This is a genomic window from Leucobacter sp. GX24907, assembly GCF_053567335.1.
On sequence record NZ_JBSGPD010000011.1, the window covers coordinates 34,853 to 48,498 of the forward strand.

General features: G+C 64.5%; 15 protein-coding genes. 11 read left to right on the forward strand and 4 right to left on the reverse strand.

Annotated features, from left to right (window positions below; all coding sequences use genetic code 11):
- Nucleotide 1 precedes the first annotated feature (1 nt).
- Nucleotides 2–877, reverse strand: a complete 876-nt coding sequence (locus ACUYV6_RS12675) for an HpcH/HpaI aldolase/citrate lyase family protein (protein ID WP_449279033.1) — start codon at nucleotides 875–877, stop codon at nucleotides 2–4.
- 191 nt (nucleotides 878–1,068) lie between these two features.
- On the opposite strand from ACUYV6_RS12675, the gene ACUYV6_RS12680 reads away from it, so the two are divergent.
- Nucleotides 1,069–1,935, forward strand: coding sequence for an FAS1-like dehydratase domain-containing protein (locus ACUYV6_RS12680; protein ID WP_449279034.1), 867 nt, complete (start codon nucleotides 1,069–1,071; stop codon nucleotides 1,933–1,935).
- A 105-nt stretch (nucleotides 1,936–2,040) separates the two neighbouring features.
- Nucleotides 2,041–2,400, forward strand: coding sequence for a VOC family protein (locus tag ACUYV6_RS12685; RefSeq protein ID WP_449279035.1), 360 nt, complete (start codon nucleotides 2,041–2,043; stop codon nucleotides 2,398–2,400).
- 43 nt (nucleotides 2,401–2,443) lie between these two features.
- On the opposite strand, the gene ACUYV6_RS12690 is transcribed toward ACUYV6_RS12685, so the two are convergent.
- Nucleotides 2,444–3,628, reverse strand: coding sequence for an NAD(P)/FAD-dependent oxidoreductase (locus tag ACUYV6_RS12690; RefSeq protein WP_449279036.1), 1,185 nt, complete (start codon nucleotides 3,626–3,628; stop codon nucleotides 2,444–2,446).
- On the reverse strand, nucleotides 3,625–4,572 hold the full coding sequence (locus ACUYV6_RS12695; protein WP_449279037.1) for a LysR family transcriptional regulator: 948 nt from the start codon (nucleotides 4,570–4,572) through the stop codon (nucleotides 3,625–3,627). The genes ACUYV6_RS12690 and ACUYV6_RS12695 overlap by 4 nt, the downstream gene beginning before the upstream one ends.
- A 177-nt stretch (nucleotides 4,573–4,749) precedes the next feature.
- Here ACUYV6_RS12695 and ACUYV6_RS12700 point away from each other — a divergent pair, with 177 nt between their 5' ends.
- Genes ACUYV6_RS12700 through ACUYV6_RS12710 form a run of 3 tightly spaced genes read left to right on the forward strand, consistent with a single transcriptional unit; the run spans nucleotide 4,750 to nucleotide 7,435 of the window.
- Entirely contained in the window at nucleotides 4,750–5,355 is a 606-nt protein-coding gene (locus ACUYV6_RS12700; RefSeq protein WP_449279038.1) for a thiamine pyrophosphate-binding protein, read from the forward strand.
- Complete coding sequence (locus ACUYV6_RS12705) at nucleotides 5,349–5,945, forward strand: thiamine pyrophosphate-dependent enzyme (RefSeq protein ID WP_449279039.1); 597 nt, start codon at nucleotides 5,349–5,351, stop codon at nucleotides 5,943–5,945. Before ACUYV6_RS12700 ends, ACUYV6_RS12705 begins: the two co-directional genes overlap by 7 nt.
- Nucleotides 5,942–7,435: an aldehyde dehydrogenase gene (locus tag ACUYV6_RS12710; RefSeq protein WP_449279040.1), complete on the forward strand. Its 1,494-nt coding sequence runs from the start codon at nucleotides 5,942–5,944 to the stop codon at nucleotides 7,433–7,435. Before ACUYV6_RS12705 ends, ACUYV6_RS12710 begins: the two co-directional genes overlap by 4 nt.
- A 104-nt stretch (nucleotides 7,436–7,539) precedes the next feature.
- Here ACUYV6_RS12710 and ACUYV6_RS12715 read toward each other — a convergent pair whose 3' ends face one another.
- The gene (locus ACUYV6_RS12715; RefSeq protein ID WP_449279041.1) at nucleotides 7,540–8,436 is read right to left on the reverse strand and encodes a LysR family transcriptional regulator; all 897 of its coding nucleotides are present in this window, start codon (nucleotides 8,434–8,436) and stop codon (nucleotides 7,540–7,542) included.
- Between the two features lie 234 nt (nucleotides 8,437–8,670).
- On the opposite strand from ACUYV6_RS12715, the gene ACUYV6_RS12720 reads away from it, so the two are divergent.
- The 6 genes from ACUYV6_RS12720 (at nucleotide 8,671) to ACUYV6_RS12745 (ending at nucleotide 13,552) form a co-directional block, all read left to right on the forward strand.
- Nucleotides 8,671–9,462, forward strand: a complete 792-nt coding sequence (locus ACUYV6_RS12720; RefSeq protein ID WP_449279042.1) for an SDR family NAD(P)-dependent oxidoreductase — start codon at nucleotides 8,671–8,673, stop codon at nucleotides 9,460–9,462.
- 3 nt (nucleotides 9,463–9,465) lie between these two features.
- A complete protein-coding gene (locus ACUYV6_RS12725; RefSeq protein ID WP_449279043.1) occupies nucleotides 9,466–9,909 on the forward strand; it encodes a VOC family protein in 444 nt (147 codons plus the stop codon).
- A gap of 34 nt (nucleotides 9,910–9,943) precedes the next feature.
- Nucleotides 9,944–10,801, forward strand: a complete 858-nt coding sequence (locus tag ACUYV6_RS12730) for an alpha/beta fold hydrolase (RefSeq protein WP_449279044.1) — start codon at nucleotides 9,944–9,946, stop codon at nucleotides 10,799–10,801.
- Between the two features lie 33 nt (nucleotides 10,802–10,834).
- The gene (locus ACUYV6_RS12735) at nucleotides 10,835–11,629 is read left to right on the forward strand and encodes an NAD(P)H-dependent oxidoreductase (protein ID WP_449279045.1); all 795 of its coding nucleotides are present in this window, start codon (nucleotides 10,835–10,837) and stop codon (nucleotides 11,627–11,629) included.
- A 94-nt stretch (nucleotides 11,630–11,723) separates the two neighbouring features.
- The gene (locus ACUYV6_RS12740) at nucleotides 11,724–12,440 is read left to right on the forward strand and encodes a GntR family transcriptional regulator (RefSeq protein WP_449279046.1); all 717 of its coding nucleotides are present in this window, start codon (nucleotides 11,724–11,726) and stop codon (nucleotides 12,438–12,440) included.
- Nucleotides 12,441–12,694: 254 nt separating this feature from the next.
- Complete coding sequence (locus ACUYV6_RS12745) at nucleotides 12,695–13,552, forward strand: substrate-binding periplasmic protein (protein ID WP_449279047.1); 858 nt, start codon at nucleotides 12,695–12,697, stop codon at nucleotides 13,550–13,552.
- The last annotated feature ends 94 nt before the right edge of the window (nucleotides 13,553–13,646 follow it).

A 13,646-nucleotide genomic window follows, 5' to 3' on the forward strand; every position in this document is an offset into this window, starting at 1 on the left:
ATCAGCGGGCGCGAGCCAGGACCCGCTCGGCCCGTTCGCGCACCGGCTTGTCGACCATCTGGCCGTCGACCTGCACGGCGCCGTCGGTCTGAGTCGCGGCGCGCACCACGCGTTCTGCCCAGGCGACGAGTTCGGCGCTTGGACTGAATCCCCGGTGGATCGCGGACACCTGGCGCGGGTGGATGCACAACTGCGCTGCCGCACCGAGCCCACGCAGTCGGAGCGCCTCGCGCTCGACGATCGCGCGATCCTCAATCTCAAATGGAGGCGATGCAATCGGTCCCGCAAGGCCGGCCACACGGGACTCGACGACCAACTGGGCATAGACCCAATCGACGGTACTCGAGGTCATCTCGACATCCAGATCGAACGATAGGTCAGCGGCGCCCACTGCGAAACGAGAGAGACCGGGAACTCCTGCGAGCTCACGGATCGCGGAGACTCCGGCAGCGCTCTCGATGATCGCGATCACTTCAGGACGGTGCCCTGCCCCACCAGCTGCCCCGTGACCCAGTCCGAGCAGTGCACCGATGACCCGTTCGAGGTCGTCTACCCGTTCAGCCTTTGGCAGCAGCACCCCGGCGAGTGACGCGCGCGAGTGCTCCGAGAGCGCAGAGAGAGCGGCGAGGTCTCGCTCGAACCAGGGCGAACCTGCAGCATTGATCCGTGCGTGGGCGGGTTGGGACAACCCCTCGTCGAGCGCGGTCAGGAGATGCTCGAGTGCCGCGCCTTTATCGTCGCTTGCGACCGCATCCTCCAGGTCGATGATGACCGCATCGGCTTCGCTCCCGAGCGCCTTCTCGAAGCGGTCCGGACGAGAGGCCGGCACGAATAGGTAGGACAGCGCCTCGGTCGGAGTCGCAGCGTCGGGAGTCATGAGTCGTAGTTCCCTTTCGGTATCGAGCCGATCAACGGCCTTCCTATATAATATAGAATAATGAGTGGTGGAAGCGACACAGCATCAGACGACTGCAGATCGGGAGCGCAGATATGACCTCGGACCTCTCAATACACTCACCTGATCCAGACCTTTCCTCGTGGCTGGGCCGCTCCGAAGAGTCGAATGACGTGGCTTCGCGCTCGGCGGCGATCGGCCTGCACGCCGTACTCGACCATCCGCCCACTGGCCCCTCGATCGGCGCCGACGCCAACGCCGACGCGGCGATGCTCTTCCCGCTCGGCCACTGGCTGCAGTTCACACCTTCCGCGCCGATGAGCGAGCTGGGTCCCGACGGGCACCCACGGCTCGGAGACTTCATGCCTCCGCTCGATAGGCCTCCGTTCAATCTCCCGCGTCGCATGTGGGCGGGGAGCAAGATCACATTCCACTCCCCCATCATCGTCGGCCAGCAGCTTGAGCGCACCACCACGATCGCGTCGCTCACCCCGAAGCAGGGTGCGAGCGGACGCCTCTGCTTCGTCGTGCTGCGCCACGACATCTCGGCCGACGGACAGCTCGCCATCGTTGATCGGCACACGATCGTCTACCGTGAACAGGCAGCGGCCGATCCGACAGCCCCTTCGGCGCATCACCCCCCGCGCCCCGATTCCCCACTCCCGGAGGGCTGGGACTGGGTGCGCACTCGACGTCCAACGGAGACCACGCTCTTCCGGTACTCTGCGCTCACCTTCAACAGCCATCGCATCCACTACGACCTGCCCTATGCCACCGGCGTTGAAGGCTACCCGGGGCTCGTCGTGCACGGCCCCTTGCTCGCCACGTACCTCGTGGACGGGTTTCTGCAGGCCCGACCCCATGCATCCGTCACCGCATTCGAGTTCTCAGCGCGCGCACCGATCTTCGCCGGTGAACAGCTCCATGTCGCCGGGAAAAACGCAGCCCCCGGGGAGCAGGGAAATCTTGCCGACGAGCTCGCCGTGATCGGTCCGGGCGGGGTACCCGCAATCACCGGGCGGATAGAGTACGTCGAGTAATCTCGCACCGCTGCCTCAACAGACAGATCTGAGTCCGCCGCTTCAGCGGCGCCCGGTTTAGACTGGGCGGGCCTGCAACGAAGCCCCGCACCCGGAGGTGTCATCATGGCCGAACCCACCCATCACGCCATCAGCTACATCGAATTCGATGTCACCGACATGGAGACGACCCGCGCCTTCTACGAAGCCGCGTTCGGGTGGCAGTTCAACGACTACGGCCCCGAGTACCAGGGCATCGCATCACCGGACGGGGTCGGCGAGGTCGGTGGTCTCAATGCCGCAGGGACGCCCAGCGCGACCGGGCCGCTCGTGCTGCTCTTCTCCGACGACCTCGACGCGAGCCTCACGGCCGTCACCGAGGCCGGAGGCACGATCGTCGCGGGCCCGTACGAGTATCCGGGCGGTCGCAGATTCGAGTTCCACGATCCGAGCGGAAACCGCCTGGGCGTCTTTGCCGAAGCTTGACTCGTCTCTGCCGAGGTTTGACTCACGGCTCACTTCCGCCCGCTCAGAACACGAGCGAGACCTGCTCGTCCGGCCCCCGGCCCCCTCGGAAGCGGTCCAGCGACAGCGACGAGATATCGTAGTCGCGAGAGGCTCCGTCGATGATCGTCTCAGCGACGATCCTGCCCACCTCTGGCGCCTGCATCATGCCGTGTCCCGAGAAGCCGGCGGCATTGACCCAGGTCGGCGCCTCAGCGATCGCTCCGATGATGGCGTGATGGTCAGGGGTGTTCTCGTACGTACCCGCCCAGCTCGAATTGCGGTCGAGTGGCATCTCGGCAAGCCAGGGGAAGCGTTCGTAGCCGAGCATGAGCACCCCTTCGACCCACTCCCAGTCGAGCTGGGTGTTGTACCCGTTCGGCTCGTCCGGGTTCGTCGCGCCAAAGATCACCCGACTCCCCTCAGAGCGCAAGAAGACGCCGCTGCCGAGGTCGATGGTCATGGGCACGTAACGGTCGCTCGAACCCTCAGCGGTCGAAAACACGTTGCGGCGCGAATGCACGATTGGAACCTCGAAACCGGCGAGTGCGCCGACCTCGCCTGCCCAGCCCCCCGCGGCATTGACGAGGTGCTGAGCCCGTACCGAGCGCTTGCCCGCACTGGCGGTCCAGCTGCCATCATCATGAGCCTCGATGCGATCGACGGCGAAGTTGAAGAGCACCTCAGCACCCCGAGCCCGTGCGAGGTCCAGAAATGCACCGTTAGCCCCGTGCGGATCGACTTGGCCGTCTGCAGCACCCCAGGAGGCCCCGCCGATTCCATCGGTCTCGAACGACGTGCGGCTCTGCGCCTCTTCCGGAGTGAGCGCCTCAACCGGAATCCCGAGTGACTGTTGCATCTCGATCACCGGCTGATGCGACGCCCACTGCGCTTCGGGGAACAGCAGGAGGTACCCGTTCGGCTGATACCCGACATCGATACCGTAGACCTGTTCGAAACTGCGCCAGCGCTGAATGCTTTCCCATGAGATCCGAGCGTTGAAGCGATCAGCCCACTGCGCGCGCACCGAAGCGAAGGAGAGCCCGGTAGATCCCTCCCCATGCCCTGGCCGAGCCTCGACCACGATGACTCGCTTCCCGCGCTCCGCAAGGTGGAACGCGACACTCGCACCGATGACACCGGCCCCGACCACGACAACGTCGTAATCGGACGGATTGGCCGCGGTCGCGGATGTAGAGATCGTGGTCATGGGCTGGCTTCCTCTGAGGTCGATGGGGAATAGGTGTCGGGGCCGATCATGGTTCGCGCTACACGCCGCAGATCCGCAAGAAAGTCGGGCAGAAGGGGCACACGTTCGAGGCGCGTCGGCATGACGGCATATATACGCCTGGTCAATGCGGGCAGGGTCGGTCTGACGACCGTACTGAGACGAGCGTCGACCGCGGTTGCCGGCACCAGCGTCACGGCGACCCCGACATCGGCAAGAGACTGCGCCACATCGAACGACTCGGTCACGAACGGCACTTCAGGTGCGAACCCGTGCTCATCACCCACACGATCCAACTGCTCCCTCAGCGGACGGCCAGGTGCCCCGCTGACCCAGTCATCGCCCGCGAGTCGCGCAAGCTCGACTGGTGCACCCGCCTCCCCGGCGAACGGATGATCGTCGGCAAGCACCAAGACCATCGGCTCATCGATAAGCGGTTCAAGCGTCACATCGCCCTCGACGTCATAGTCCCCGTAGAAGGCTGCCAGCGCAAGATCGAGCTCACCGTCGAGCACGAGCCCGATCCCCTCGTCTGAGCCGGATTCGATCACACTCAGATTCGCAGCGGGATCTCGATATCGTGCTGCCGCGACCGGATCGGGCAAGAGTCGAAGCGACAGCGACGGTGGTGCGCCGACCCGCAACCGATTGAGGTAAGCGCCGGTGGAATCCGCGAGCGACTGCTCGGCCGCCCCGAGTTCGGCAAGCACCCGGCGCCCGTGTTCCGCGAGTTCCGCACCCAACGGGGTGAGCAGAGTCCCCTTCGAACTGCGCTCGACGAGAGTCGCGTGCGCGCTCCGTTCCAGCTTCGCAATCTGCTGGGAGATGGCAGGCGCAGTCACGCCCAGGACCGACGCCGCCTGGGCAAGGCTCCCGGTGCGCTGCACTGCGACGAGCAGCTGCAATTGATTGGACGTGAGTTTCATCAGAACCCTCACCGTGCCAGCTGCAAGCGCCTCACCGCAAGCACCGATCCTCCATAGCTGCTCTGCGCATATCGGATATCGCAGATTGCCCCTACCTCCGCCCCCGCATCGCGGTTAGCGTGATCCCCAAGCACCACCAGAAGATCTGGTGTTCGACGACGCGAAGGAGCCCGTTCGATGACATTCGAGGCATTAGATGCCCCGGCCATTGCCGCTGAGGATGTGGCTGCGGCTGAAAAGGAGGCTGCCGCCGAGGAAGAGCCTGCGGCCTCCGCGGCTACCCCCTGGCCGGATCGCCTGGTTGAAGTTCTCCGCTCACACGGCGTGAACCATCTGGCCTATGTGCCGGATGCGGGCCACACGCGCACCATCGAGCTCCTCTCTTCGGATCCTGAAGTGACCACCAACGTGCTCACGACGGAGGAGGAGGGAATCGCGGTCGCCGCCGGCGCCTGGCTCGGCGGCCAGCGCAGCGTACTGCTCATGCAATCAAGCGGCGTCGGCAACTGCATCAACATGCTCTCGCTGCCAGTCATCTCACGGATGCCGCTCCTGATCCTCGTCACCATGCGTGGAGAGTGGCACGAGTTCAACCCCTGGCAGATGCCCATGGGTCATGCGGTGCAGAAGACACTCGAGGCGCTCGGCGTCACGGTGTACCGCGCAGAAACCGAAGAGGATCTCCTCGCCATCACCGACTCCAGTGTCGGCATGGCGTTCGACGCCGATCAGCAGATCGCCGTCCTCATCTCGCAACGACTCCTGGGAGCAAAGAAGTGGTAGTTCTGACATCAGCACCCGGCGTGCTCGACCGCCGCCCCGTCGTCGAGCACCTCCTCGCGAAGCGACGCGATTCGCTCGTCGTCACCGGACTCGGCTCCCCGAGCTACGACGTGCACGCGGCCGGCGATGACCCCGACAACTACTACCTCTGGGGCGCGATGGGCGCGGCGTCGCTGCTCGGCCTCGGCCTCGCACAAGCGCAACCCGACCGCCCCGTGCTCGTGATCACGGGTGACGGCGAGCAGCTCATGGGCCTCGGCGGCCTCGCGACCATCGGTGTTGCCGCACCCCCGAACCTCACGATCGTGGTCATCGACAACGGTCACTTCGGTGAGACCGGCATGCAGGTGAGCCACACTGGCGCGGGCATCGACCTCGCCGCGATCGCACGGGCGAGTGGCTTCGTCGAGACCGGAGTCATCCGCGACTGGAACGAAGTCGAGTCCCTCGACCCCGTCTCGAACCACGGGCCTCGTCTCTACGTGATCAAGGTCGTTGCGGAGAACCTGCCGCGATCCCTCCCGTCTCGCGATGCCGTCTACAGCAAGAACCGCTTCCGTGCCGCACTGGGGCTCGGAGACCCGAGGTGAAGGAGCAGAGCACCATGGTCACCCGATACGAGCACTACATCGCGGGGCAGCCGACGCCACCGGAGAACGGCGAATACTTTCCGAGCACGAACCCGTACACCGGAGAAATGTGGGCTGAGATCGCGGACGGGAGTGCCGCCGACGTCGACCGCGCCGTCGCGGCAGCCCGGGACGCACTGCCCGAGTGGCGGGCCATGACGGCAACCGCCCGCGGAAAGCTGCTCGTGAAGCTCGCCGAGATCATCGAGGAAGAGTCGGAGCGTCTCGCCGAGACCGAAACCCGCGACAACGGGAAGCTCTTCGCCGAGATGTCAGGGCAGACGAAATATCTCGCCGAGTGGTACCGCTACTACGGCGGCCTCGCCGACAAGATCGAAGGCCACGTCATTCCCACCGACAAGGCCAACATCCTCAACTACACGAAGTACGAGCCGCTCGGCGTCGTGGCGATGATCACGCCCTGGAACTCACCGCTCCTCCTGCTCTCCTGGAAGCTCCCGGCAGCTCTAGCCGCAGGGAACACCGTCGTCGTCAAGCCCTCCGAATTCACCTCGGCCTCGACGCTCGAGTTCGCGGAACTCTTGGACCGGGCTGGGTTTCCACCCGGCGTGTTCAACGTCGTTGCCGGGTTCGGTCAGACCGTCGGCGCACCGCTCGTCTCCCATCCCGACATCGCGAAGGTCGCCTTCACCGGCTCCGAAGTCGCCGGCGGATCGATCTACCAGGCGGCCGCGAAAGACCTGAAGCAGGTCTCGCTCGAGCTCGGCGGAAAGTCGCCGAACATCGTATTCGCAGACGCCGACCTCGAGGCGGCCGTCATGGGCGCAATCTCCGGCATCTTCGCGGCGTCGGGCCAGACCTGCATCGCAGGGTCTCGCCTGCTCGTGCAGCGCTCGATTCACGATCGCTTCGTCGAACGACTCGTGGAGGTTGCGGAGACCGCGAAGATCGGCGACCCTCGTCTACCGACCACCCAGGTCGGCCCGGTCACCACCCCCGGCCAGTACCAGAAGGTGCTCGACTACATCGAGATCGGCAAGCGGGAGGGAGCCACGGTCGCGCTCGGCGGAAAGCCCTACACCGGCCCCGATGCGAGCGGCGGACAGATGGTGGAGCCCACGATCCTCACCGACGTCGATAACCGCTCTCGGGTCGCGCAGGAGGAGATCTTCGGCCCGGTGCTCTCCGTGATCCCCTTCGACGACGAGGCGGATGCGCTCGCCATCGCAAACGACATCCTCTACGGGCTCGCCGCGGGCGTCTGGACGAGCGATATCGGTCGCGCGATCCGCATGTCTGACGGGCTCCAGGCCGGCACCGTGTGGGTGAACACGTACCGTGCGGTCAGCTTCACCTCGCCGTTCGGCGGCTACAAGCGCAGCGGCATGGGGCGCGAAAGCGGTCAAGAGGCGATCAAGGAGTACCTGCAGACGAAGTCCGTGTGGATCTCCACGCAACCCGACACGGGCAACCCGTTCGTACTGAAGTAGGGCGCGGATCTTCACGCCGAGATGAGCAGGGTTGTTCGTTCGCGGCGCGCGATGCAACGACAAGGCACTTCTCGGCGGGGTGTACCTCCCGCGTACGCAGCGTCTCACCCCGCGCTGAGCAACTCGACGGTCTGCGCCCGCAGGAGCTCGTGCACGGACGTGATGGCAAGGGTCTGCGCGGTGCCGACGGGTCGGGCGATCGCAAGCCCTCGCTCCAGAGCGGGATCGACCAGCCTGGCTGTCGAAAATCGTCCGCCGCGTCCCACCATCGCAGATGCCGGGAGCACGGTCGCCGCGAGACCGCGTTCGACGACGTCGAGCAGCACCCGATAGGAATCGGCCTGGAGCACGACATCGAGTTCGACTCCAGTGCTCCGGGCCGCGGAGTCGATGATGCTGCGCAAACCGTGACCGGTGCTCGGCAGGGAAACCGGACGGGAAGCGAAACGTGCGAAGGAGATCTCCTCATGCTCCTCAGGCCACCAGTCGGCGGCTCCAACGGCGAGGAGCGGCTCCCGGCCGAGATTCTCCACCTGCACGTGCGGGCGTTCGTCGCCGCGGTAGATCACGGCGAGGTCGAGGTCTCCGCGATGCATCCAGTTGACCAAGTGGCCTGAATACCCCTCTACGAGCCGCAGCGACACCTCAGGGAGATCGCGGATCACCCGTTCGGCGAGTGGGCCGGCGATGCGCTCACCGACGGTGGGGACGCAGCCGACCACCACTTCTCCACGCGGTACACCATCGAAGGAGCGCAGGCTGTCCTGCAGTCGACGCACCTCCGTGATGATGCCCGTGCTCTGGTGCATCAGCTCGTTCCCGGCCTCGGTGAGCGCCATTCCGCGACCCGTGCGCACGAACAAGGGCGTGCCGAGCGTCATCTCGAGTGCTTTGACCTGCCGACTCAGCACGGGCTGAGCGATATGCAGCACGTCGGCCGCCCGACTGAGACTCCCGGACGTCGCAACGGCGCGGAAGATCTCGAGCTGTCGAAGATCCATCCCTCGATGGTATCCCCGTCGGAACCTGCAGGCTCCGCTCGGGCCTGCAAGACGGATCGTTCCGGCCGTGCAGTGCGATTCGATTCACGGCGCGTAAGCACTGCTTTTGGCTGCAGGTCTGCACCCCGCTTCGCCCCGCTCACGACCCGGTGCCGAGAGTAAGATCGCAGTCACGGGCGCCGTTGCGTTGACCGAGGCGCTCTCACTGATTCGACCTCCGCGAAAGGAAATTTCATGAGGTTCACCGACACTGTCGTCGTCATCACCGGAGCCGCAAAGGGCATCGGACGAGCTACCGCCGAACGCTTCCTCTCAGAGGGCGCGAAGGTCGTGATCTCCGATATCGACGCCGAACGTCTGCAGCAGACCGTCGATGAGCTGCACGCTTCCGAGACCGGCACCTCGGATACATTGCTGTCGGTGGTCGCAGACGTCGCCGTGGTCTCAGACGTGCAGGGGCTCGTGGCACAGGCGGTCGAACGCTTCGGCCGCCTCGACGTCATGGTCAACAATGCAGGGATCTGCCCGATCCTCCCCTTCCTCGAGGTCTCGGAAGAGACCTACGATCGTGTGCTCGACGTCGATCTGAAGGGCGTCTTCTTCGGCACGCAGGCCGCGGGGCGCCAGATGATCGAACAGGGTGGGAAGGGCGTCATCATCAACATGTCGTCGATCAACTCCGGGCTCGCGAACCCGAATGTCGCCCCGTACGCAATCTCGAAGGGCGGCATCAACCAAGTCACGAGCACGGCCGCGGTCGCGTTCGCACCCCATGGCATCCGTGTCGTCGGGGTGGGCCCCGGCACGATTATGAGCGAGATGGTCGCCGGCGACTTCGTGAACAGCGCGGGCGACGAGGCCATCCTCATGCGCACCCCGCTCGGGCGCTACGGCGAGCCCAGCGAGATCGCGTCGGTCGTCGCGTTCCTCGCAAGCGACGACGCCTCCTACTTCACCGGTGAAACCATCTACCCCGACGGCGGCCGCCGCGTACTCAACTACGTGATGCCCCGCAAGGAGGCCTGAACCATGTCCGCTCCGTTCGAGAAGGTGCACCACGTGTGCATCGTCGTGCATGACATCGATAAGTCGCAGGCATTCTACGAATCGGTGGGCATCGGGCCCTGGATCGAGTACCCGCCGCTCGCCGAGTACGAAGAGCTGGATGTTCCGAATCCCGAGGCCTTCCAGGAGCTGAAGTACCGCGTCTGCAACCTCGGCAACGTTCAACTGCAGCTCTGTCAACCGAGCGAGAAACCGAGCCCGCAGCGCGCATTCCTCGACGCCAAGGGCGAGGGCGTCTTCCAGCTCGGCTTCGAAGTCGATGATGCCGATGCTGCGCAAGCATCGGTCGACCTGCCTGTACTCATGTCGGGTCGCCGAAAGAATCGCACCGGCTTCACCTACTACGACACGCTGAACGAAGGCGGCGTGAACCTGCTGACGCGCGCGACCTTCCGGGCCGGAACCTGAAGGGCCGGGCACCTCAACGACCCCGCCCCAGACAATGCTCAGTAGCTCTGCCCGGTCTGTCGAGATCGTTGCTCGTGATGGCTTCCCTCTGGCCGCGCAACTGGGAGGTCCGGCAGGCGCTCCGGTGATCCTGCTCCTCCCCGGCCAGGCGAACTCTCACCGTTGGTGGGACGGTCTGCGCAGCGCGTTCGAGTCTGATTTCATGACCGTCACGTTCGACTACCGCGGGACGGGCGGAAGCCGGGCGACGGACGGAAGCGGAGAGCCGAACAGATCTTCTCTCGAGGACCGCGCGTCTCGCGAACCCTGGAGCACGGCAAGCTTTGCCGATGACGCCGCCGATGTGTTGCAAGCACTGGGCCTGCGCTCCGCTTCGGTTTACGGAGCCTCGATGGGCGGACGTGTAGCGCAGATGCTGGCCGCACGGCATCCCGAGCTCGTCGAAGCCCTCGTCCTCGCTTGCACCTCACCCGGAGGGACTCACGCGGTTGCGCCCGATGCTGATGCACGAGCTCAGTTCTCCGGCGTCGGTGCCACGAGCCCAGAACATCGTCTACGCATGCTGCACGCGATGTTCTACACTCCGAGCCGGCCGTACGGTCCGTCCGAAAGCCCGCTGCTCGGAGATCCAACCATGTCTCCCGGCGAGCGCGGCGCCCACCGCCGCATCAGCCAGGGGCATGCTGCGTGGGAGGAGCTGCCCGCCATCGTCGCTCCGACGCTCGTGCTGCACGGAAGCGACGACCGCGTCACACCGCCGGAGAACTCCGCACTCATCGCGGCACGTATTCCGCGCTCGCGTTCGATCATCTACCCCGAAGGTCGGCACGGATTCTTCGATGAGTTCGCCGAGACTGTGAACCGCGATATCCTCGACTTTCTCTCACGCTGATCTACAACGTCCTCTACTTCGAAGGAGCCCCGCATGCCGAACGCTCTGCTCGTCTATGCGCACCCCGAGCCGACCTCGTTCACGGCCGCGCTCAAAGACCGTGCCGTCGCATCGCTTGAGCACGCCGGATACGACGTCGAGGTCAGCGACCTCTACGTGTTGAACTGGCAGGCCGCGCTTGCACCGGACGAATTCGTCGATCGGCTTGACGAGCACCGTTTCGACCCCTCGGCCGAGCAGGAACACGCACACGCGGACATGTCACATTCCGCCGATGTCGCCGAAGAGCAGCGCAAGGTCGCAGAAGCCGATCTGGTGATCTTCCACTTTCCGATCTGGTGGTTCTCGATGCCGGCGATCCTCAAGGGGTGGGCGGATCGCGTACTCTCGCGTGGCTTCGCCTACAGTGCGGGACGTAAGTACAGCAAGGGCCATTTCGTGGGAAAGCAGGCCATGCTGTGCGTCACCACCGGGACCGCAGGAACGCTCTACGAACCGAATGGGATCGACGGCGACCTCCATCACGTGCTCTGGCCGATCCAGAATGGCCTGCTTGCCTACTGCGGCTTCGAAGTGCTGCCGCCATTCGCCGCCTTCGCCCCCGGGAAGATGAGCGACGCAGAGCGGACCGAGACTCTGGTAGCGCTCGATACACGTCTCTCACAGCTCGACACGGTCAAGCCGCTCTTCTTCCATCCCATGGAAGATTACGACCGGACGCAGCGCCTGCTGCCCGGGGTGGAGGCGCGCAGCGGGGTGCAGTGGAATCCGCTCGCGGGCCAGGATCGCGTCGAAGCGGCCGAGCAGCACACGCCACGGCACGGCTGAGCGGACACCGCTTCACGACTGCCGTGCACCCCGAATGGTGCATTGTCTGACACTAATGGTAGCCTCTGGAGAACGTCCCGGAAGGCCTACCACTATGAGTGACACGATGACGAGTCGCGGAGTCTCGATGTTCGACGACCCTAGGCTCGGCCCGACGCGCATCAAGCCCGTCTCGCGCAAAGAAGCCGTTCGCATCGAGATCCGTCGCTCGATCATTACCGGCGTTCTCCTCCCGGGTGAGAAGCTGACCGAGACCCAGTTGTCGACCGCGCTTGGAGTCAGCCGACCGACGGTGCGAGAAGCACTCAACGCCCTCGCCGAGGAAGGTTTCATCGTCAAAGAGCCCTACCGGGGGCTACGCGTCGCAGAAATGCGCAGCGATGAGGTACACGACATGGCCGTCACGCGTAACGCTCTCGACATGGTTGCGATCGACGCGATTCTCGCCGACGAATCCGGAACGAAGTTCGCCATCGTCGAAGACGCCTGGGATCACTACTCCTCTGAAGCATTCGATGCGGACCCGGTCGTGCAGCACGATGCACACATGGATTTTCACCATGCGGTTTGGGAGGCTTCCGGCAATTTCCTCCTGAACAAGCTTTGGCCCGTGACCGCCGCGCAGATGACGATCGGTCTCTCCGAAGATCGCAGGCAACATCAAGATCCGCACCGCGAGTTCGAGCTGCACGAACGACTCATGAAGGCGCTTCGCACTCGCGACCGCGAAGTCATCATGCGCGCGTTTTCCGATCACACCCTCGTCTCTGCCAACGAGCTGTACAAGCGGCTGAAGGCAGAAGGAAAGTAGTCGGGCGAGCGCCGGTGAAGTACCGGCACGCATACCTGATATGCCTCAACTGGAGCGCTGCTCGACGAAGGTCACAAAAAAGACACGATCCCACGACTCCTGGCCTGTTCACTCGCTCTCGAGGCAACTGGCCCGGTACAGTGAAGATTGTAAGACACTGCTGCAGTGAAAGTGTCTCCCCTGGGTTCCGCCCGGGGCTGTAATTCCCAGATGACCCGTGCCGAGCTATCGGCACGGCCACCTCGAGAAGAAAGATGACGAAGATGTCAAAGTCCAGCAAGGTAATTCTCGCGATCGTCGCTGTGATCGCGCTCGCGATCGGTGGCGGTTGGCTCGGAGCCCGTATCCAGGGCGGCGGAGGTGGCGGCGAAGCAGGAGCCTCCGCGAACGGCGCCTGGCTCGACAAGATCCAAAGCCAGGGCGAGCTGCGCGTCGGCATCGCCTCCGCTCCCCCGATGACCGGCGAGCAAGAAGACGGCCAGATGGGCGGCCCCAACGTTCTGCCGCTCGAAAAGCTCGCCGAAGAAATGGGTGTCGAGTTCACCCCGGTCGCCGCTGAGTGGTCGAAGATGGTCTCGGGTCTGCAGGCGGATCGCTTCGACGTCGCCGCATACCTCGACGCCACGTCCGAGCGCTCACTCGCCATCCAGTTCACCGACTCGGTCTACGAGTACGAGGGCGTCTTCATCGTTCCCGCTGATTCGGGTCTCGACACCGTCGACAAGATCATCGAGGCAGACAAGATCGGCGTCGCCACCGGCACGGCCTACGAGTCGACCGTCGAGGGTCTCGGCGTTGAGATCGTAAATGCTGAGAGCATTCCGCAGTCGATCGAGGTCGTGAAGTCCGGCCGCGCGAACGCCGCGTTCGGTGACGTTCCCACCCTCGCCGACGCTGCTGAGAAGGACTCGTCGCTGAAGCTCGTGCGCCCCGAGCCCGCCATCTTCAAGGTGAGCTCGAACTACGGCGTGAGCCCGGACATCGATCCTCGCTCGCTGCAGGTACTCAACATCGCGATCCAGAACGCTCAGCAGGACGGTTCGCTGCAGCGCGCGCTCGACGAGGCCGGCGTCGTTGACCCGGAGAACCTCGGCGATCTCGAGATGAAGTAGGCGAGTGATCGTCCAGAACCTCTGGAGTTCTTATGATCATCAATAGTTACGACTTCAACTGGAACGCGGTCACGAACAACTTCGATCGGCTGCT

Bases quoted from the DNA above. Each gene is read 5' to 3' on its own strand.
- ACUYV6_RS12735 (WP_449279045.1), top strand. From the start codon at position 10,835: ATGCCGAACGCTCTGCTCGTCTATGCGCACCCCGAGCCGACCTCGTTC.
- ACUYV6_RS12715 (WP_449279041.1), bottom strand. From the start codon at position 8,436: ATGGATCTTCGACAGCTCGAGATCTTCCGCGCCGTTGCGACGTCCGGG.
- ACUYV6_RS12685 (WP_449279035.1), top strand. From the start codon at position 2,041: ATGGCCGAACCCACCCATCACGCCATCAGCTACATCGAATTCGATGTC.
- ACUYV6_RS12700 (WP_449279038.1), top strand. From the start codon at position 4,750: ATGACATTCGAGGCATTAGATGCCCCGGCCATTGCCGCTGAGGATGTG.
- ACUYV6_RS12745 (WP_449279047.1), top strand. From the start codon at position 12,695: ATGACGAAGATGTCAAAGTCCAGCAAGGTAATTCTCGCGATCGTCGCT.
- ACUYV6_RS12675 (WP_449279033.1), bottom strand. From the start codon at position 877: ATGACTCCCGACGCTGCGACTCCGACCGAGGCGCTGTCCTACCTATTC.
- ACUYV6_RS12695 (WP_449279037.1), bottom strand. From the start codon at position 4,572: ATGAAACTCACGTCCAATCAATTGCAGCTGCTCGTCGCAGTGCAGCGC.
- ACUYV6_RS12690 (WP_449279036.1), bottom strand. From the start codon at position 3,628: ATGACCACGATCTCTACATCCGCGACCGCGGCCAATCCGTCCGATTAC.
- ACUYV6_RS12720 (WP_449279042.1), top strand. From the start codon at position 8,671: ATGAGGTTCACCGACACTGTCGTCGTCATCACCGGAGCCGCAAAGGGC.
- ACUYV6_RS12730 (WP_449279044.1), top strand. From the start codon at position 9,944: ATGCTCAGTAGCTCTGCCCGGTCTGTCGAGATCGTTGCTCGTGATGGC.
- ACUYV6_RS12740 (WP_449279046.1), top strand. From the start codon at position 11,724: ATGAGTGACACGATGACGAGTCGCGGAGTCTCGATGTTCGACGACCCT.
- ACUYV6_RS12725 (WP_449279043.1), top strand. From the start codon at position 9,466: ATGTCCGCTCCGTTCGAGAAGGTGCACCACGTGTGCATCGTCGTGCAT.